A 20,223-nucleotide genomic window follows, 5' to 3' on the forward strand; every position below is an offset into this window, starting at 1 on the left:
AGTGATTAAACTCATTGATTAATCGATAAACCACGGCGTCTTTACGGCGCCCAATTTATTAAATAAAAAGTGACCACAGAGTCATAGGAGAGCCAAATGGATTTTAATTTCAACGATGACCAACGCCAGTTTGCCGATCTTGCGCGCCAGTTTGCCGCGGAAGAATTAACCCCTTTTGCCGCCAAGTGGGATGAAGAACATCATTTCCCCAAAGACGTGATCCAAAAAGCCGGTGAGCTGGGTTTTTGCTCTCTGTATTCGCCCGAATCTGAAGGTGGCATGGGCTTATCGCGCCTCGATGCGTCGATTATTTTTGAAGAGCTCGCCAAGGGCTGCACTGCGACCACGGCCATGCTGACCATTCACAATATGGCCACTTGGATGGTGACGACTTGGGGAACAGAAACGTTGCGTCAGACTTGGTCTGAGCCGTTAACCACAGGGCAAATGTTAGCGTCCTATTGTTTAACTGAGCCGGGTGCGGGTTCAGACGCCGCATCTTTGCAAACCAAAGCGGTGCGCGACGGTGATGAGTATGTGATTTCAGGTTCGAAAATGTTTATCTCAGGTGCGGGCGCCACTGAGCTTTTAGTTGTGATGTGCCGTACGGGTCAAGCTGGGCCTAAGGGGATTTCTGCCATTGCCATTCCGGCGGATGCCGCTGGCGTTATCTACGGTAAAGCTGAAGATAAAATGGGCTGGAATGCCCAGCCGACCCGTCAAATCACCTTTGAAAACGTGCGTGTGCCAGTGGCCAACTTGCTCGGTGAAGAAGGCCAAGGTTTTGCCTTCGCGATGAAAGGCTTAGACGGTGGTCGTATCAATATCGCGACCTGTTCAGTAGGCACTGCGCAAGCGGCGCTGGAGCGTGCAACTCAGTATATGAATGAGCGTCAGCAATTTGGTAAACCTTTAGCGGCTTTCCAAGCACTACAATTTAAGCTCGCCGATATGGCGACTGAGTTAGTCGCAGCCCGCCAAATGGTGCGCCTTGCGGCCTTTAAACTCGACAGCAGCGATCCTGAAGCCACTGCCTATTGCGCCATGGCGAAACGTTTTGCCACCGATGTGGGCTTTCAAGTCTGTGATGCGGCGCTGCAAATTCATGGCGGATATGGTTATATAAGGGAGTACCCGCTGGAACGTCATTTCCGTGATGTGCGTGTGCACCAGATTTTAGAAGGCACCAACGAAATTATGCGCTTAATTATCGCCCGTCGTTTACTCGATGAAAATGCAGGACAAATCCTCTAAGTCTACTCGCAAGAAGTGTGACTTATCGGTTGGCGATAACATAAAAGGAGTCTATACAGATGGAATATTTAGTAGAACGTATCGAAGGCCATACGGCCATTCTGACGATGAATAATCCACCGGCAAATACTTGGACCGCCGAGAGTTTGCAGGCGCTCAAAGCCAAAGTGCTTGAGCTGAACGCGAATAAAGAAATTTATGCCTTAGTGTTAACGGGCCAAGGGCAAAAGTTCTTCTCTGCCGGTGCCGATTTGAAGCTGTTTAGTGATGGCGACAAAGGCAATGCGGCGACGATGGCAAAGCACTTCGGTGAAGCCTTTGAAACCCTAAGTCAATTCCGCGGTGTATCGATTGCCGCGATTAACGGTTATGCCATGGGCGGCGGCTTAGAAGTCGCACTGGCCTGTGATATTCGAATCGCCGAAATTCAAGCTGTGATGGCATTGCCTGAAGCGACCGTAGGTTTATTACCTTGCGCAGGTGGCACCCAGAATCTGACCGCATTAGTTGGTGAAGGTTGGGCTAAGCGGATGATTTTATGCGGTGAGCGCGTCGATGCGACTCAAGCTTTGAATCTGCGTTTAGTGGAAGAAGTGGTCGAAACGGGCGAAGCGCTCAATGCGGCAATTGCGTTGGCCGTAAAAGTCGCCAACCAAAGCCCAAGCAGCGTCACAGCGTGCAAGACACTCATTCAAGCGGGCCGCACTATGGCGCGTAGCCAAGCGCTGCCGATTGAGCGTGAATTATTTGTCGGGTTATTTGATACCGAAGATCAGGCCGAAGGCGTGAATGCGTTTTTGGGCAAACGTAAAGCTGATTGGAAGAACCGCTAATGACTAATGTAGTAGATAACGTAAATCAGGCCACGACCACGCAAAACGTGGTTTTTCAAACCTTAGCCACCGCGTCCGGTAAGTTGATTGGGGTGGTGACACTCAATGTGGAAAAAGCCCTCAACGCCTTAGATTTAGACATGGTGCGCGCTATGACGGCGCAGCTCAATCTATGGAAGAAAGACTCGCTTATCGCTTGTATCGTGTTAGATGGCAGTGGTGAGAAGGCATTTTGTGCGGGTGGTGATGTGCGTGCTTTATACCATGCATCCATTGCCGCGAAGGGACAAGTGACTGAGGAGGCGAAGGTTTTCTTCGAAGAGGAATATCGTCTCGATTATCTACTGCATACCTTTGGCAAACCTGTGTTGGTTTGGGGCGACGGCATTGTGATGGGCGGCGGGCTCGGTTTGATGGCGGGCGCAAGCCACAGAGTCGTTACCGAAACTTCGCGCATTGCTATGCCTGAAGTGACGATTGGCCTGTATCCCGATGTGGGCGGAAGCTATTTCCTTAATCGCATGCAGGGCAAAATGGGACTGTTTTTAGGGCTCACGGCCTATCAACTCAATGCCGCCGATGCCTGTTATGTGGGCCTTGCCGATCATTACCTGAACCGTGACGACAAAGAACTGATGTTCGATGCCATGGCCACCTTAGATTGGAGCGATACACCAGCGCTTAACCATCAGCGCTTAGATAGCATGATCAACGAGTTATCTAATCAAGTGGATATCCCTAAGGGCGAAAGTGTATTGGCGGACAGCCAAGATAATATCGACCGACTGATGGCGGGTAGCTTGGAGGATATCGTTACGCGTATGTCGACGTTAGCGTCGGAGGATGCTTGGTTAATGAAGGCGCGCGACACCTTCCTTGCGGGCAGTCCTATCAGCTGGCATCTGGTTAATATCCAATCACAGCTAGGTACTAAGTTAAGCCTAGCAGAGTGTTTTAAATGGGAATTAACCGCCAGCGTTAACGTGTGTGCCCATGGTGATTTCTGTGAAGGGGTTCGCGCACTCTTGATTGATAAAGACAGACAACCCCAGTGGCGCTTTAAGGATGTTAACTCAGTGCCTACCGCTGTACTTGAGCAAATATTGACTTCCCCTTGGGGCGAGGCGCATCCCTTTAGCCAACTGAGCTAAGCGTTGAGTTGATTATGCATAGACTTGGCTAGCGTTGAGTTGATTAACGCAGACTTGAATAGTGCAGAGTGTATAGGCTTAGCCAAGCTCGCTTTATTCTGTGATAACGACAGCATAATCAATGGACTAGCAGTATCACTACACTAAAAAAAGAACAGCACACAGGAGTGACAGCATGAGTACAGTAGCATTTATCGGTTTAGGCAATATGGGCGGCCCAATGGCGGCCAATTTATTAAAAGCGGGCATGACGGTTCGTGTATTTGATTTAGTCCCTGAAGCCATGCACAGCCTTGCCGAGCAAGGGGCTTTTGTTTCTAGCACGGCCTGCGGCGCGGCGGCGGGTGCCAATGTGGTGATCACTATGCTGCCTGCGGGCAAGCATGTGAAAAGTTTATATTTAGGCAATGGCACAGACAAAGGACTGCTCGAAGTGGTTGCGGGTGATACCTTACTGATCGATTGCTCGACTATCGATGCGCAAAGCGCGCAATTGGTAGCGGCCGAAGCGGCTAAAAGCGGCATAGAGTTTATGGATGCACCGGTTTCTGGCGGCACAGCAGGCGCGGCGGCGGGTACTTTAACCTTTATTTGTGGTGGTTCCGATAGCGCTTTTGAGCGGGGTCAGCCAGTGCTGAAAGCAATGGGGGTGAACATATTCCACGCCGGTGGCCCAGGTGCGGGACAAGTCGCTAAAATCTGCAATAACATGCTGTTATCTGTGTTGATGGTCGGCACTTCTGAGGCGTTGCAAATGGGCATTGACCATGGTCTCGATCCTAAAGTCTTGTCCGACATTATGAAGGTTAGCAGTGGTGGTAACTGGACCCTCGAAAAGTATAATCCATGCCCAGGTGTGATGGAGACTGTACCTTCTTCTAAGGGCTATCAGGGCGGCTTTATGGTAGATTTGATGGTTAAAGATCTCGGTCTGTCCCAAGAAGCCGCATTATTGAGCAACTCCAGCACGCCAATGGGCGCTTTAGCCCGCAGCTTGTATGTGAATCATGCAAGACAAGGCAACGGCCGCCGAGATTTTTCCAGTATTTTTGAACAATTTGCACAACTTAAAAAATAGACATAGTTAACAAGGGATAACCAGATGGATTTAAAAGATAAGGTTGTCGTCATTACTGGCGGCGCGGGTGGCTTAGGTCTGGCAATGGCGCAAAATTTTGCGCAGGCGGGTGCTAAGATAGCGCTTATCGACGTGGACCAAGAAAAACTCGAGCGAGCCTGTGCTGAGCTTGGATCGGACACTGAAGTCCAAGGTTATGCCTTAGACATTACCGACGAAGAAGACGTCGTGGCAGGTTTTGCCTATATTCTCGAAGATTTTGGCCAAGTGAACGTGTTAGTGAACAACGCCGGTATTCTGCGTGATGGCCTGTTAGTCAAAGCCAAAGACGGCAAAGTCACCGACCGTATGTCTTATGAGCAATTCCAATCTGTGATCAATGTGAACTTGACGGGCAGCTTCCTCTGCGGTCGTGAAGCGGCAGCGGCCATGATTGAATCCGGTCAAGCGGGCGTGATTGTCAACATCTCTAGCCTAGCGAAAGCGGGTAACATGGGTCAGTCGAACTATGCCGCCTCCAAAGCGGGCGTTGCGGCCATGTCTGTTGGCTGGGCGAAGGAATTAGCACGTTACAATATCCGTAGCGCAGCGGTTGCACCGGGCGTTATCGCTACTGAGATGACGGCGGCAATGAAACCTGAGGCGCTGGAGCGTTTAGAGAAGCTAGTGCCAGTAGGACGCCTTGGTCATGCCGACGAGATAGCTTCCACCGTACGCTTTATTATTGAGAACGACTATGTAAATGGTCGCGTGTTCGAAATCGATGGTGGTATTCGTCTGTAATGACGATATCTTATTGATATTCATAAAAACCGAGCTCAGGCTCGGTTTTTTATTGAGTAAAGAAACATAATGGCATTTTGAACTCAGTCTTTGGATTTATTTAGATTTCACTGTTGGAGTTGACATTTAGTTGTTAACCTTCAACAATCGCCCTCCAGTTTTTTTACATAACTTTACATACATGTTTGTCGCATGTAATGGAGCTTAACATCCGGATGTCTTGGCAGGATAAAGCCCTCTGGCTTGAGAAAATCACTAAACGCATGATGTTAATCGTGGGTGTCCTAGGGTTGATTGTGATCTATTGCGGGTTCTTTTTTCTGCTCTTCAGTGGTCGCTCTGTGGCCGTGATACCGTGGTTTTTCCTTATCTCACCTTGGGTGTGTATTTATTTTGGCTTAACGCAAGTACAGCAAGTGCAAGTGGTAAATTGGTTCTTAAAAAAATTTAAAAAATAACCAATTTCTGCAAGTTCCTATTTTGTTTCGGTTTGTGCAGTTGGCAAACATTGGGGAGAAACAATGAAGTTACATGGATATTTATGGGTGCTAGGGAGTTTGTTTTGTTTGGGGGCTTGCGAGCGCTCGAACAAAGAAACACCGCATCTTAGTGATAATGGTGAGCGTATTGTTGCGCCCTATGGCAGTTGGCTGTCTCCCTTATCGGCGAACGATGTATTTGAACAGGCCGATAATGTCGCCGAGTTACAAAGCGTAGATGGGGCGATTTATTTCTCTGAATCTGATGGTGATAAGCAAGGCCAAGTAGGGATTAAGCGTCTCGATAAAAAGGGCAATATCGCCGACGTCGTGCCGCTAAGCTTTAATGTTAAATCCGCCGTTCATGAATACGGCGGCGCCGCCTTTTTAGGGATAGGCCAGAGTTTATTTGCCACTAAGGCACAAGATCAACTGTTTTATCGTTTCGCCCCTAATCAACCACCCCTGCCGTTAACGCCTAATGGCACCCGTCATGCTGACTGTATCGCTTATCCTAAAGGGTCGCGGATTATCTGTGTGCGCGAGGATCATCGCCAGCCCGGTGAGCCCAAGGCGAGTTTAGTAACAATCAATCTTAACTTTGCCGGCGAAGGCGATACCTTTGTCTCGGGGCATGACTTTATTTCTTCGCCTGCCATCTCGCCCGATAACAGCCAACTGGCGTGGATCACGTGGGAACATCCCTATATGCCATGGGATAACAGTATTCTCTGGCTTGGCGATCTCGACCGCAAAGGGCAACTGCACAATATTCGTAAGGTCAACACGCCTACGGATTCTTCCGTGACGCAGCCATTATTCAGCCCTGATGGACAATTGTATGTCGTGTCGGATATCAGTAACTGGTGGAATATCTATCGAGTCACGGCACAAAATACCTTAGCCCCAGTGCTGAACAAAAAAGCCGAGTTTGCCGTGGCCGATTGGTATTTAGGCAATCACAACTACGCTTTCGAATCCGAAAAAACCATCATTGCCAGTTATATGCTTGGCAGTCAGGCGGCGTTAATTCGGCTGCATTTGGATTCGGGTTTGACCGAGTCCTTAGCCGTCGATTTCGGCGAAATCACCCAAGTGATCAGGGGCGAAGATGCCGTTTATTTTGTTGGCGCTAAGGCAACGCCAGAGAAGGGCATTTATAAAGTCATCGGCCGTGGCACTGAGTTGGTGTATACGCCTAACTTGCCAAAGCTTGATCCCAATTATATTTCTCGGGCAAGAAATATCACCTTTAAAACCGGCGTTAACCAGCAAGCATACGGTTATTTTTATGGGCCAGTTAACCCCAACTATACTGCGCCCCATGATACCCGCCCGCCGCTGATAGTAATGTTGCACGGCGGCCCAACAGCGCGGGCGAGTCTGGCTTATCGCAGTGACATTCAATTTTGGACCAGCCGTGGCTTTGCGGTGCTTGATGTTAATTTTCGCGGTAGCAGTGGTTTTGGCCGTGCCTATCGTCAGAGTATTTACGGAAAATGGGGCCAAGCCGATGTGGAAGATGCAGTCAATGCGGCCCGTTATTTAGTCGATAAAGGTTGGGTTGATGGACAAAAACTGGCGATTCGAGGCGTGAGCGCAGGTGGGTTGACTGTGATGTCGTCGTTGGCTTTTTATGATGTGTTTCAAGCGGGTGTCAGTTATGCGGGGATCAGTGATTTTGAACAGCTGGCCAAGAGTACCCATAAGTTTGAGACTGGGTATTTAGATCAGCTCATTGGTCCCTATGCGAACAATCAAGCCCGCTATAGGGAGTTGTCGCCGCTGTATCATCTTGAAGGCTTGAATGAGCCCTTGTTAATTTTTCAAGGCTTGCGGGATCAAATTGTGCCGCCACAGCAGTCGCGACAAATTTATGAGGCATTAAAAGTAAGAGGTGTGCCAACGGCTTATATTGCCTATCAAGATGAGCCACACGGCGGTTGGAAGCCCGAACACAGGGCCGCAGGATTAGAGACCGAACTCGCATTTTATGGGCAAGTGTTTAACTTCACCCCTGCGGGTAAGCTAGCAACATTGGTGCTGGATAATGCTGCGGCGTTAAAGCCGCCCGTCTTGAAAGGTCATCCCCGCGCTACTCGCGGTTATTGATCTAACTTGTCGTTATTACTTCAGGTTTTTACCGCAACACTCAGAGCCTGCATCTTGCAGGCTTTGGTCTTTTTGGGATTTGTCTATGTCAGTTTCGTGGTCCTCATGGCTTAGGCTATCGATAATCGCGCAGTGAGGCTGATCGCCGCCTTGGCATTGGGTTACCATGTGTTGTAATTGCGCCCTAAGCAGTTGCAACTTATTGATTTGCTCTTCGACATAGGCAAGGTGAGTACGGGTAAGTTGTTTGACGTCTTCGGCATTACGGCTTTCATTGCCCTTAAGGCCAAGCAAGGATTTGCAATCTTCTAGGCTAAAACCTAAGTCGCGACATTGATGCACAAACTTAAGCGCTTCAATATCTTGATGGCGATAAACCCGATAACCTGCCTCATTGCGCTCGCCGCACACTAAGCCAATATCATGGTAATAACGAATACTCTTAACGCTCAAGCCTGTTTGTTTCGCCACTTCGCCTATCTTCATCTTGACCTCTTCTTTGAGTAACTGAATGGTCTTACCCATTTCGCCCAGCAATTAATTGTCGATGTGATCACATTGAGCAAATTCATCCTTGACTCTCCCGCAATGGGAGACTTTATCTTAGACCTATAGTGTAAAACATCAAGTGAGGGATCTCCCATGTCTATGACCAGACTCTATGTCGCCAATATGAATTGCGCTGGCTGCGTCGCGAAAATTGAAAAGGCGTTTGCCGCCCAAGCGGGCGTCGAGGCGCGTGTTAATCTCGCCGATAAACAAGTGATGGTAGAAGGCAAGATGAGCGCCGATACTGCCTTAACTGTGATGGACAAAGCTGGTTATCCGGCGCAGGTGGTGGTGGATGCAAAAGTCGCCGCCGAAGAAAAACGCCTTGAAGATGCCACTGAGTATCGGCTGCGGATGCGCCAAGCCATAGCGGCGCTGGTTGTGGGCGTGCCTATGATGCTGTGGGGATTATTAGGCGGCGAGATGATGATCAACAGTCCAGCGATGCAGCTTGGCTGGGGCATTATGGGACTGGTCACCTTGGCCTTGCTTGTCACCACGGGCGGACATTTCTACCAAGGCATGTGGCGGGCGCTAAAAGCCAAAACCACTAACATGGATACGCTGATTGTGCTGGGCACCAGTACGACATGGGCTTATTCCATGCTGGTGGTCATTATGCCGAGCGCATTCCCTATGGATACCCGCCATGTCTACTTTGAGGCAAGTGTGATGATTCTAGGTTTGATTAACTTAGGTCACGGACTCGAGCTTAAAGCGCGCGGCAAAACCAGTGAAGCGGTGCAACGATTACTTGGCTTGCAATCCACCACTGCGATTCGGATCACGGATAAAGGCGATGAAAAGGTTGAGATAAGTCAGCTGAAACTGGGCGATAAGCTGCGTTTGCGCCCCGGTGACCGAGTTGCACTCGATGGTGAGGTTGAAACGGGGCAATCCCTACTCGATGAAGCCATGCTCACAGGTGAACCCATTCCCGTGCTTAAAAATCGCGGCGACAGTGTGAGTGCGGGCACAGTTAATGGCAACGGCAGTTTGGTTTACCGAGTGACGGCGGGACAAGAAGATACCAAGCTCGCCAAAATCATCGCACTGGTGCAGCAAGCGCAAACCTCGAAATTACCCATAGGTCGATTGGCTGACAGAATCTCAGCGGTATTTGTCCCGACTGTGGTGGCGATAGCGCTGTTGGCAGCGGCAATTTGGTATTTTGTGGGGCCAGCACCCGCCTTAAGCCATGCATTAGTCGTGCTGACGAGCGTGCTCATCATAGCGTGCCCCTGTGCGTTGGGGCTGGCTACGCCTATGTCGATCATGGTGGCTGTGGGCCGCGCAGCCCAAATGGGCGTGTTAGTTAAAAATGGTGAAGCGTTGCAAACCGCCAGTAAAGTTGACTGTGTGGTGCTGGATAAAACCGGCACTGTCACCTTAGGTAAGCCGCAAGTTACTGACTTTGTATTAGTACAAACATTGAGTGATGCCGATAAAGAAACCTTGCTGGGCGAGATTGCGAGTCTTGAGCAGCACTCTGAGCATCCGTTAGCGGGGGCGATTGTTAGTTATGCTAAGCAATCCCTGTCGCAATTGCCCGACACACAGGCATTTACGAACCATCAAGGTAAGGGGATTGAGGGCAAGGTCGATGGCGTATCGCTGGCGATTGGTAATCTCGCCTTGATGACGGCATTGGATATTGTCAATTCCGATGGTAGTGCCTTAGATCCAAAAGCGACATTAAGCTTTGCAAAGCAAGGTAAAACCCCGATTTATGTCGCCAAAGCGGGCAAGTTAGTGGCCACTATCGCGCTTGCCGATCCGATTAAACCCGATGCTAAAGACGCCATCGCGGCCATGCAGCAAAGGGGGATTCGCGTGGTGCTGTTAACGGGGGATAACCCACAAACGGCGCAGGCGGTGGCCGACCAAGTGGGCATCACCGAAGTGATTGCAGGCGTACTCCCCGAGCAAAAACAACAGCATGTGCTGGATTTGCAAAAGCAAGGACATGTGGTGGCTATGGTAGGGGATGGCATTAACGATGCGCCTGCTCTGATGAGCGCCGATGTGGGGATTGCTATGGGATCGGGCACTGAGGTGGCGATTGAAAGTGCGGATATCACCTTGCTGTCGCAGCAGTTGATAGTGATTGCTAACTTATTGGCATTGTCGCGGGCGACGATTACCAATATTAAGCAGAATCTGTTCGGCGCCTTTGTGTATAACAGCTTAGGCATTCCGGTTGCGGCGGGCGTGCTTTATCCACTCACGGGCATGTTATTAAGCCCTGTGATCGCGGGCGCCGCCATGGCTTTGTCTTCACTCACTGTCGTCACGAACGCCAACCGCTTAAGACGGCAGAAGTTATAAGCTGTCGATACCTAAGCTAACTCAAAATGTTGAAACGGGTATCTTGAGTTAGTTTAGGGCTATGTCTACATAAGCCTTTAGCGTCGGCAAGGTTTTCGACGCTACGGGTCATCAGATTGTCATTCTGCTCGAATACATTGAAAGTTAAGCCAATAGGGTAAAATTAATTACGCTTCTCACGCAGGCATTGTGCGGCGATTTCGGCATTCCCTCTGGCTTTTGATCAGCCTTGGTAGTTGATAATTTAGCCCAAACTGCTATAGTGCCACGTTTATTTTTACCCCTTCGGCATAGCGTTATTTGGTTTATGCTTATTTAAAGCGGCGCCAGCTGGCTCGGCCAACATTACTCGATTTGGAAGTTCATTTTGATCACAACAGCAAATATCACCATGCAGTTCGGCGCTAAGCCACTGTTTGAAAACATCTCAGTTAAATTTGGCGGTGGTAACCGTTACGGTCTTATCGGCGCAAATGGCTGTGGTAAATCGACCTTCATGAAGATCCTGTGTGGTGATCTAGACCCTAGCAGCGGTAACGTCTCGTTAGATGTGAATGAGCGTCTGGGTAAACTAAGCCAGAACCAGTTCGGTTATGAAGAATTCAACCTGATCGATACCGTGATCATGGGCCACCGCGAACTGTGGAAGGTAAAGCAAGAGCGTGACCGTATTTATTCTTTACCTGAAATGAGTGAAGAAGACGGCATTACTGTAGCCAACCTAGAGATGGATTTTGCTGAGATGGACGGTTATACCGCCGAATCTCGCGCCGGTGAATTGCTGTTAGGTGTAGGTATCGGTATCGACAGCCATTTTGGTTTGATGTCTGAAATCGCACCGGGTTTAAAACTGCGTGTACTATTAGCGCAAGCCCTGTTCTCTGATCCAGACGTGCTGCTGCTCGACGAACCCACCAACAACTTGGACATCGACACTATCCGTTGGTTACAAGACATGTTGAACCAACGTAGCAGTACTATGGTTATCATTTCGCATGATAGATATTTCTTAAACTCAGTCTGTACTCACATGGCTGACTTAGACTACGGCGAATTGCGCGTTTACCCAGGTAACTACGACGAATATATGCAAGCGGCTACCCAAGCTCGCGAGCGTTTATTGTCTGATAATGCGAAGAAAAAAGCCCAGATCTCTGAGCTGCAAACCTTCGTAGCACGCTTCTCGGCTAACGCTTCTAAGGCGAAACAAGCCACATCACGTGCCCGTCAAATCGACAAGATTAAGTTAGACGAAGTAAAAGCCTCTAGTCGTGTGAACCCCTTCATTCGTTTCGAGCAAGAGAAGAAACTGTTCCGTAATGCCTTAGTGATTGAAAACCTAACTAAAGGCTACGACACGCCGCTATTTGAAGACTTAAACTTGATTGTTGAAGTGGGCGAGCGCATTGCGGTACTGGGTGAAAACGGCGTCGGTAAAACGACCCTGTTACGTACCCTGATCCACGATATCCCGCAGGATGCCGGTACTATCCAATGGTCTGAAAACGCCAACATTGGTTACTATGCGCAGGACCATGAGTCTGATTTCGCTAACGAAATGACCTTGTTCGAGTGGATGAGCCAATGGCGCAAACCAGAAGATGACGACCAATCAGTACGTGGCATCTTAGGCCGTATGTTGTTTGGTTCTGACGACATTAAAAAGTCAGTCAAAGTGCTGTCTGGTGGTGAGAAAGGTCGTATGTTATTCGGCAAGCTCATCATGCAAAAAGCCAACATTTTAGTGCTCGACGAACCGACCAACCACATGGATATGGAATCGATCGAATCATTAAACAACGCGCTGGAAATGTACGAAGGCACCTTGATTTTCGTGAGTCATGACCGTGCATTTGTATCATCGCTGGCAAACCGTATCCTTGAAGTGACTCACACAGGTGTGAATGACTTCAGAGGCACTTACGATGAGTTCCTTGCTAGCAAAGGTATCGAAGTCTAAGGTTATTCGTGATTTAGCTGCATAAATCAAAACGCCGCAATGCATTGCGGCGTTTTTGTATCTGTTATCTGTCTATTATCTAGCGATTAGCTTTTCGTGTACTTGATTCTAGCGCATTAGCGACGCTCGTTATTGCGCAGACTCTTGCTGCACATAAATCAAACTGTCGGTATCAAAGCCGCGGGCTTTAGATATTTCAACAAACTTTTGCAATACCTCGGGTGGCACAGTCGGGGTTTTAGCCAGTAGCCACAAATAACCCGTGTCGGGTCCTGATATAAAAGCGTATTGATAGTTTTCATGATCTAATTCGAAGACCACATACGATCCATAAAATGGCCCAAAGAAGGAGACTTTCAAATAGCCTTCTGAGTCCCCATTGACAAAATAGGCCTTACCTTCGGCTTCTTTCCATTCGTTTTTAGCCGCTGAGAATCCACGGTTAATGACCATCACACCGCCATCGTCTTTCAGGCTGTACTCTGCGCTAACTTGGCTTAACCCTCTTTCGAATGAATGATCTAAGCGCGCAATCTCGTACCATTTACCTAAGTATTTATTCAGCTCAAAATCATTAACGGGTTGAACGAGTTTAGGCATGCCTAAACAGCCGCTGAGCAAAAATATACTGATGACTAACAGTAGCTTTCTCAATTTGACCTCCTGATCTTAAGTCTTAGTTGCACATCTTAAGTTAAATGTTCAATCAATCCTCTGTCGAGCTTACACTATTTTCTTCACATTATTTCAGCAACTTGGCTTCTGTTGGTAAAAGTCCTGTTGGTTAAAGTTCTGTTGTCTAAAGTCGTCTCGGCGACTGTCCTGTGGGTTACTCGCTCGCAACCCGCACTTTGCGTTGACTGATAAAGCCTTGGCTAATACCGGCTAGAATAATCAAGCCGACACCGCTTAATTGCATTGGGCTCAAGGTTTCACCAAATATCCACCATGCCAGCGTCACTACGATAACCGGTTCCACATAGGCGAGAGTGCCAAAGGTGACTGCTGGCAATTGCCGCAGGGCTTTTACTGCCAGTAATATTGCTAAAAATCCGGGGAAGAATCCAATCGCGACCAACCAAGCAATTTGCGGCAAACTTGGCGTCAGCGGTGAATTTATCACTAAGGGCAACAGGCATAAAGCGCCGACACTAAGCTGCACTAAAGTGCTCTGGTAGGGGGAACTCAGACTCGGTTTTCGGTTAATTAACATAAACCCGCTGTAGGTTAATAGGGCGAGTAGGGCATAAAAATAGCCTAATAATTCAGTGTGATTGCTCGCTTGCTGCGGCCCTGTTGGGATCATTAACATAAAGCCCATCAGCGCGACCACTACGCTTGCCATTCTTAAGCAGGTGAGTTTTTCGGCAAAGAAATAATGGGCGAAAATAGCCGACACCACAGGGGCTAAGTAAATAATCATGATCACATTGGCCATTTGGGTGTACTGAATGGCTTCAATGTAAAACGCCATAAAACCCGCGAGCATAATGCCATTATATACCCAAGCTACCTCAAGATACGAGTTTCAGAGCGCCTAGGGTGCTTCAATTCAAGGCGCATCAATGACAGAATGTCGGCTACCTTTTGAATTGATGCAACACGGAAGTGGAGTGCCCTAGGCGCTCCGTCCCGGCGGGTTTTAACGCACTTTATGCTGTGTTGGTTATTTTTAACTTAGTCCACTAGGTCCGCAAATAACCGCCTTGCCTAAAGTGCGTTAAATTTCCGCTGAATCCTGCATCTTGAGGTTGTTTGGGTATAAGTTGCGTTTACTCGGTCTATGGCGAATCTGATGGCCTTTACCTGTGAGCAGCATATAAGCCAATAGAAATAGGGCACCGAGTAGTAAGCGGTAGAAGGTAATGTGTTCGGCGGGTAGGGCGGCAAAGCGCGCTAATACACCGATAGTGCCCATAAGAATGGCCGCCAATAGGGCAAAAATGATAGCTAAAGCTGAGCTTGGCATAGATAACCTACAACAGAGTGAACAGAGAGTTAAGGGGCGACACCGTCCTGTGGACGGCGTCGATTTTGCCTTAAAAACTCACCCTAGGCTATGCCGATATATTAACTAAATAATGCTTTTACGTGAGCGGAAATGGTTAAAGCTATCTTGGCTGTAGGCCGCCTTAATCCGTTTTAACGCGGCGTAATTATGGTCGAAGTACACATCAGTGGGGATAGCCTTATCTTTGAAGCTGATAAAGGCGCCCGAGGTGTTGGGGATGTCATAATTTCGGCTGGCATCAATCCAATCGAGTGCACGATTGATGCGAGTAAACACTTGGCTATCCTGCAATTGTTGTTTCTCTTGCAGCGCGTTATTCCACCAAGTTTGATATTGAATCGTGTATTGTCTGTCCTTGTAGGGGAAGGCGCTGCGGCTCTTTTGCTCTTCGCCCATAGTGCGATAATAATCACCCACAATGGCGCCAAGGGTGACATAGGTAAATAGCCCCAATTGGCGATTACCTTCAAGCACATAGCGAGAGGTTAAGCTTTCGAGCAGTGGCTTATAACCGTCCCTGAGCCCCGTTTGATTGACTAAGCGCGAGGTGACTTTATGGGGCGCGGGCTCATCTAAATCGGGTGGCGTCGGTGAGCGGTTTATGCCTTGTAAGTCAGCTTGCAGATGATGAAAAGATTCCCTTTCCCAATTGGCCATTAAGTTTTCACCGTAGGCTTTGGTGAGTCCGCCCATCCCCTTGATGCGAATTTCATTGGGCACTAGGTCAAACTCATTAAATTGTGTCTGGATAAAGTGATTCAGACTGGCGGAATTGCCTTCCCAAAAGCCATACATCAAGCAGTTATGCTTAATCGACTCTGTGTCTATGTCAGGCGTTTTGTGTTGTTCTGCGGGGAAATGTCTGGCATTTATCTTGAGATTGGTGCCAATCAAACAGCCAGTGCTGTCGGCATTAATGATGGCTTCCCAGCGCTGTAAAATGTCTTTGGTTGGGGTGTGCTCAATGAGTTCTTGGGTTTGTTTATCATAGCAATTCCACTCTAATTCAAACTTGAGCAGGCAAGGCGGTAGTGGAAAGGTTTGCACAAAAAAGCGGGTCACTATGCCGTAACTTAATCCGCCGCCACCCTTGAGCGCCCAGAGTAACTCTGGTTTATTGGCAACCGAGACGACTTGGGTTTCACCAATGCCGAGGACAATTTCTGCCTGTAATAGGGATTCGCAGCACATGCCGTATTTGCGGGTCCAAGGTCCTGAGCCGCCGCCCATAATAAATCCCGCTAAGGCAACGTTGCCACTGGTGCCATGGGGGATCATCACGCCTTTTTTCGCAAGGGCAGTGGTGAGATTGATAAATCGATTGCCTGGGCCAATGGCCGCAATACCTGTGATGGGATCTAAAGTGAGGCTATCCATTTTCAGCAGATCCAACACTATGGTATTGGTTTCAGTGCTTTCACCTTCGTGATCATTTCCACCCGAGCGCACACTGATCGGCAAGTTATAATCGATGGCTGCTTTATAGGCGATTTTGACTTCTTCAGTGGAAGTGCATTTGATGATCGCCAGTGGTTTTTTTTGTAACCTGCGGTTGAACAACTGGCAAGCTTGTTGGTAGGCAATCATTTGCTTACCCGTGCTGACTGAGAATTGCTGTTCACTATAATAATGGCCAGCGGTAATAATATTGTCGGCCGGAATGTGTGCGCGAACTTCATTGATGAAATTAACAAAGTTTTTGGCTTGAGTGATCACTAAGTTTTCACTGATCCGCACTTCTGCACTTAATTCTTCTTCGGTCGATTGCATAATCAAACAATCCCGTTCGAGTTCATTCGCGACGGTCACTTTAATATTCGAACGATAGGCCGTCAGCGATTTAAATACTTCAATATTGAGAGTGATATCCGCTTGATTGCTCGCCGCGTAATTAACGACATAATTAAAATTAGGCCAAGTGTTATAGTCACACTCAATAATATAGGCTCGGCGTTCGTGGGGCTGAATAATCTTAGGCAGTTGTTGATTATAGGCGTTGCTATCCGCGGTGGTTTTTATGAATTGATATTCAGTATCATTAAATATGACCAGCAGCACTTTTTGTCTTTGAAGTGGGATAACGTTTTCATCACGAAAATTATATACATCTTGATGCTGGTAAATGTAAAGGTTATTTTCGGTAATCGATTTTTGTTGCGCCGGATTACGATAAGAGTCGACGATTTCGGTTCGGGTTAATAATCGATTAAGTAAAGTGATGCCAAATATTTCACCATTGAAATGAGTGTCACGGTGATTGGGTAATGACACGTTTTCAATTAAAAACTCATTGTCAGCAACCAGTGACAGGTTATTGAGTTGTGTATGGGTAATTTCACCATCCACATAACAATTGATTTCATGGTATTCATGGCAGATAGACAATAAGTGCCACTGGCCATCGTTGAGTCCACCTAAGGTTGATATTGCCTCAACCCGCAGCAAGGTGGTATTAATCACGCATTCAATATGCCCCAGTGAATTAATATCCACCGCGAAATAGGTATCTTCTCGATCGGTTTTATAATGGAACACACGCCCACCTGCGCTGGTTTTTACCCAACACTGGTAAGTAAATATGGCAAGGGGTGACGTGCTCACGGGTAAGCTTTTTTCAATCACTGCCCGTATATTTCTTGATGCCTCAAGCTTATTCATATTCGTGCGTCCTTTCGTGTGCTTTGCGTGTTTTACCTCAGTGCGCTAAAGCGCAACTGGGGTAATTCATCCCGTGGTTAATCCATCGCGGGTAACTAAGTCGCGGGTAAATCAGTTTTGGGTAAATCAGTCGTTAATTAATGGGGATTAAAGCGACGTATTGATCCTGTCACGGCCATCGGCTTTGGCTCGATACAATGCGGTATCGGCGGCGCACAGCATGGCGAGTGAGGTACGGAACTGGCCATTGATTTCACTCGCAATCCCTTGGCTCGCGCTCACAGAGACATAGTCGCGCAGGCCTTGCTCAGTAAAGCGCAGGTCATTAATCCCTTGCTGCACTTTTTGGGCAATCGTCAGTGCCATTTTGGCATTGTGGCTTGGTAGTATTAGCGCGAATTCTTCACCGCCGTAACGCGCTGCCAGGCCAATGTCTATTGGCACTATGTCAGCAATCACTTTGGCAATCTTACGTAGACATTCGTCGCCTTGGATATGGCCGAATTGGTCGTTGAACACTTTGAAATAATCCACATCGATAATCACCACGCTGATAGGGCGCAGCTTACCCGTGCATTTTTCCCAATAGTGATGCAGCATTTCGTCGAAGTATCGGCGGTTCGCCAGCCCAGTCAGTGAATCCGTGGCGGCCAATTTACGTAGCTTTTGATTCTCCGCTTTGTGCTGCGTTAAATCGTGCATCATCATCACGAACAGAGGTTCATGGCTGGGGATGTAGGAAATGGAGAGCTCGACATCTTTTGCTTTGCCTGAGGCGGTAATGAGGGTGATTTCTTCGGCGCAGTGCTGCACTGGAATGCCGCAGTTTTTGCCTAGTTTAATATCATTGCTCAGCAGATTGTCGTAGCGAGCTTGATGGTGCTCGGTCAAAAAGTTGCGCCAATCTTGTCCCTTCAAACTGGCCTGTGGGCACGTCAGTAAGTCAGCACCTTTGCTATTGCTAAAGTAAATGTAACCTTGGGCATTGACGATAATCACAGGCTCAGTTAGATGCTGAATAAACTGTTGAATCGTTTCAATCGAGGCATGCTCGAAGAAGGTTAACGGCAATGCGGGCTCGACCAAGCCTTGCTGCGCAGTACACTGTAAGCCATTGTCTTCACCCACAAGTGATAATGGATGTTGTGAGCGAGTCTGTTTAGGTGAGCTTGTCATTGTTATCATTCTCCGTGAACCTAATGTCATCTGCGCTAAGCGCTTTTCTGATGATGACTTTATTCTCTGCAAAGAAAAGATACCTTCTGCTTACCTTCCGATTTAATCTATTGTTTATAAAGGTTTTAAATTTATTCTTCTCACGGTGAATTCTCAGGTTTAGCTGAAACGTGCGAGATTTTGGGGTATGAAAAAGTTGAAAGAGTGGCACTCATGAGTGGATTTTTGGCTATTAAGCGGCAAGAGCAAAGCATTTTAGTGTCGAAATTTAACCGCAGATAAAGAGGTGGAAACGGTTCGTTCACCCTAAAGGTTGATTTGGATGCAGAGCTTCGCTACTCGATTTTCCTCTACACCATTTACCACCTTGCTGAAGTTTAAAAGCGCACATCGCATCCCAACGACCACTGATGCCACTGTACTGGCGGCGAAAATCTTTAGCAGAGCTGAGCCAAGCATCTGATGCAATCCCTAACTCATTGAGCAGTTTTGGTCGCTGATTATCGATAAAGCCTTTTTTATCATGGCGAATGGCGCGGCCAGTCCAATCGATAAGTTCCAGATAATCCGCAAAATGAAAAGGGATGCCCGTTTGTTGACTAGAGTGTGTCGCCGCATCGAACTTGGCGAGAGATTTGTTTATCGTTTGAGGCTTATTTTTTGCGGATTGGACTGGTGCTTGCGGTGAGATGATGATGTTATTTACCTGCTTGAGTGCACTAATTCTTTCTTGAATCGAGGTGAAATCAGAAGATTGTAAAGAGTCGGCAATCCCTGCTCGAATAGGGTTTAAATCCACGTACATCATGCAGGCTAGTAAGGCTTGCTCATCTAGTAAAGCTTGGGATTTGAAACGGCCTTCCCAGAACGCGCCTTTACACTCATCTTCACGATTCGCTTTACGGGCAATTTCTTCGTTCAGGCAGCGCACCTCTTCTTCAAATCAAAGGCAAGATATGCTGGATAAACGTTCATGCCATTCGGTAATTAACCCATCAAGCAGCATGCGTTCACCGTCAATTAAGGCTTCACCATTCATATACCTAGTTGCGACAGTATGGCCTTTAGTTATTTGACACCACCGGCTGATAACCTCTTTTGGGCTTAAGGTTTTTGCTTCCTCAACATCAATTTTAAGTACTAAATGGTAATGGTTGTTCATCACTGCATAGGCGCAAATGTCGATACAAAAGATAGCAGATAATACTTTGATTTTATCGACAATCCAGCCACGTCTATGTTCATAACTGCGGCCTGTGAGTTTATCTTCACCGCACAGAAAAGCCCTTCTGACACAGCGATTTATCACATGATAGAAGGGCGTTGTATTGGCATCGATAAGCATTCTTCTGGCCGAGGTCATGACTCGCTCCAAACAGACAAGGTGAAGATAATCTAAAGACTAGTAGAAGAGGGGACAAAGCACAAAAAGACATGGCTGTCCCTAATGCCGATCAGTTAAGACAGATCGCTTGACGATCTCGCTGAAAAGATCAAAATCCGATGACCTCATGTCATCGGATTTTTTTATGCAACTCTCAGAAGCACTCGCCCGCACTCATATTACCCGCCTAACCGAATTCACCTGCTTAGCAGATGTGTTAGAACCTGAGTTAATTCAATCTTGTTTGGACTCACAAGGCGTTGCGACGTTAAGACGGCGTAAATTGCCGATGGACGCGATGATTTGGGCCGTTATCGGAATGGCTTTGTTCCGAGGGGAGTCTGTTCGGTCACTCATCAACAAACTCGACATTGTTTTGCCGCAAGAGATTGATTATGTTGCACGCAGCGCCGTGACTCAGGCGCGTAAACGATTGGGCAGTGAGGTTATTCGAGAAGTGTTTAGTC

At 47.8% G+C, this 20,223-nt stretch carries 14 protein-coding genes and 3 pseudogenes; 10 read left to right on the forward strand and 7 right to left on the reverse strand.

Annotation, left to right across the window (positions count from 1 at the left end):
• Positions 1-96: 96 nt before the first annotated feature.
• The 7 genes from MO387_RS01580 to MO387_RS01610 all read left to right on the forward strand — a co-directional run bounded on the left by MO387_RS01580 (position 97) and on the right by MO387_RS01610 (position 7,690).
• On the forward strand, positions 97-1,254 hold the full coding sequence (locus MO387_RS01580; protein ID WP_006081028.1) for an acyl-CoA dehydrogenase family protein: 1,158 nt from the start codon (positions 97-99) through the stop codon (positions 1,252-1,254).
• Between the two features lie 59 nt (positions 1,255-1,313).
• Complete coding sequence (locus MO387_RS01585) at positions 1,314-2,087, forward strand: enoyl-CoA hydratase (RefSeq protein WP_006081029.1); 774 nt, start codon at positions 1,314-1,316, stop codon at positions 2,085-2,087.
• A complete protein-coding gene (locus MO387_RS01590) occupies positions 2,087-3,238 on the forward strand; it encodes an enoyl-CoA hydratase/isomerase family protein (RefSeq protein ID WP_006085280.1) in 1,152 nt (383 codons plus the stop codon). The genes MO387_RS01585 and MO387_RS01590 overlap by 1 nt, the downstream gene beginning before the upstream one ends.
• 175 nt (positions 3,239-3,413) lie before the next feature.
• Complete coding sequence (gene mmsB / locus MO387_RS01595) at positions 3,414-4,316, forward strand: 3-hydroxyisobutyrate dehydrogenase (protein WP_006085281.1); 903 nt, start codon at positions 3,414-3,416, stop codon at positions 4,314-4,316.
• A gap of 24 nt (positions 4,317-4,340) precedes the next feature.
• Complete coding sequence (locus tag MO387_RS01600; protein WP_006081032.1) at positions 4,341-5,099, forward strand: SDR family oxidoreductase; 759 nt, start codon at positions 4,341-4,343, stop codon at positions 5,097-5,099.
• A 215-nt stretch (positions 5,100-5,314) separates the two neighbouring features.
• Positions 5,315-5,557 carry a hypothetical protein gene (locus MO387_RS01605; protein ID WP_006081033.1) on the forward strand — a complete coding sequence of 81 codons (243 nt, stop codon included), beginning with the start codon at positions 5,315-5,317 and terminating at the stop codon, positions 5,555-5,557.
• A gap of 63 nt (positions 5,558-5,620) precedes the next feature.
• Positions 5,621-7,690 (forward strand): prolyl oligopeptidase family serine peptidase, encoded by a 2,070-nt coding sequence (locus MO387_RS01610; protein WP_107946986.1) that lies wholly within the window; start codon positions 5,621-5,623, stop codon positions 7,688-7,690.
• 15 nt (positions 7,691-7,705) lie between these two features.
• On the opposite strand, the gene MO387_RS01615 is transcribed toward MO387_RS01610, so the two are convergent.
• Positions 7,706-8,176 (reverse strand): MerR family DNA-binding protein, encoded by a 471-nt coding sequence (locus tag MO387_RS01615; RefSeq protein WP_107950174.1) that lies wholly within the window; start codon positions 8,174-8,176, stop codon positions 7,706-7,708.
• Between the two features lie 156 nt (positions 8,177-8,332).
• Between MO387_RS01615 and MO387_RS01620 the strand changes: the two genes are divergently transcribed.
• Positions 8,333-10,567 carry a heavy metal translocating P-type ATPase gene (locus MO387_RS01620; RefSeq protein WP_242325949.1) on the forward strand — a complete coding sequence of 745 codons (2,235 nt, stop codon included), beginning with the start codon at positions 8,333-8,335 and terminating at the stop codon, positions 10,565-10,567.
• Between the two features lie 367 nt (positions 10,568-10,934).
• Positions 10,935-12,527 carry an ABC-F family ATPase gene (locus tag MO387_RS01625; RefSeq protein ID WP_080514475.1) on the forward strand — a complete coding sequence of 531 codons (1,593 nt, stop codon included), beginning with the start codon at positions 10,935-10,937 and terminating at the stop codon, positions 12,525-12,527.
• A gap of 129 nt (positions 12,528-12,656) precedes the next feature.
• Here MO387_RS01625 and MO387_RS01630 read toward each other — a convergent pair whose 3' ends face one another.
• The 6 genes and pseudogenes from MO387_RS01630 to MO387_RS01655 form a co-directional block, all read right to left on the reverse strand.
• Positions 12,657-13,181 carry a lipocalin family protein gene (locus MO387_RS01630; RefSeq protein ID WP_107946988.1) on the reverse strand — a complete coding sequence of 175 codons (525 nt, stop codon included), beginning with the start codon at positions 13,179-13,181 and terminating at the stop codon, positions 12,657-12,659.
• 175 nt (positions 13,182-13,356) lie between these two features.
• Positions 13,357-14,025: pseudogene (locus MO387_RS01635) on the reverse strand (EamA family transporter); the annotation flags it as partial.
• Between the two features lie 270 nt (positions 14,026-14,295).
• Positions 14,296-14,496 (reverse strand): annotated as a pseudogene (locus MO387_RS01640) (EamA family transporter); the annotation flags it as partial.
• A 105-nt stretch (positions 14,497-14,601) separates the two neighbouring features.
• On the reverse strand, positions 14,602-17,196 hold the full coding sequence (locus tag MO387_RS01645; protein WP_107946989.1) for an FAD-binding protein: 2,595 nt from the start codon (positions 17,194-17,196) through the stop codon (positions 14,602-14,604).
• A 147-nt stretch (positions 17,197-17,343) separates the two neighbouring features.
• A complete protein-coding gene (locus MO387_RS01650; RefSeq protein WP_107946990.1) occupies positions 17,344-18,372 on the reverse strand; it encodes a diguanylate cyclase in 1,029 nt (342 codons plus the stop codon).
• 301 nt (positions 18,373-18,673) lie between these two features.
• Positions 18,674-19,735 (reverse strand): annotated as a pseudogene (locus MO387_RS01655) (alpha-amylase family glycosyl hydrolase).
• Positions 19,736-19,883: 148 nt separating this feature from the next.
• Here MO387_RS01655 and MO387_RS01660 point away from each other — a divergent pair.
• Positions 19,884-20,223: transposase domain-containing protein (locus MO387_RS01660; RefSeq protein ID WP_242325950.1), on the forward strand; the 340-nt coding region annotated here is incomplete at its 3' end.

Origin of the sequence: Shewanella sp. N2AIL, assembly GCF_022690845.1 — a bacterium.
GTDB lineage: Bacteria > Pseudomonadota > Gammaproteobacteria > Enterobacterales > Shewanellaceae > Shewanella > Shewanella baltica.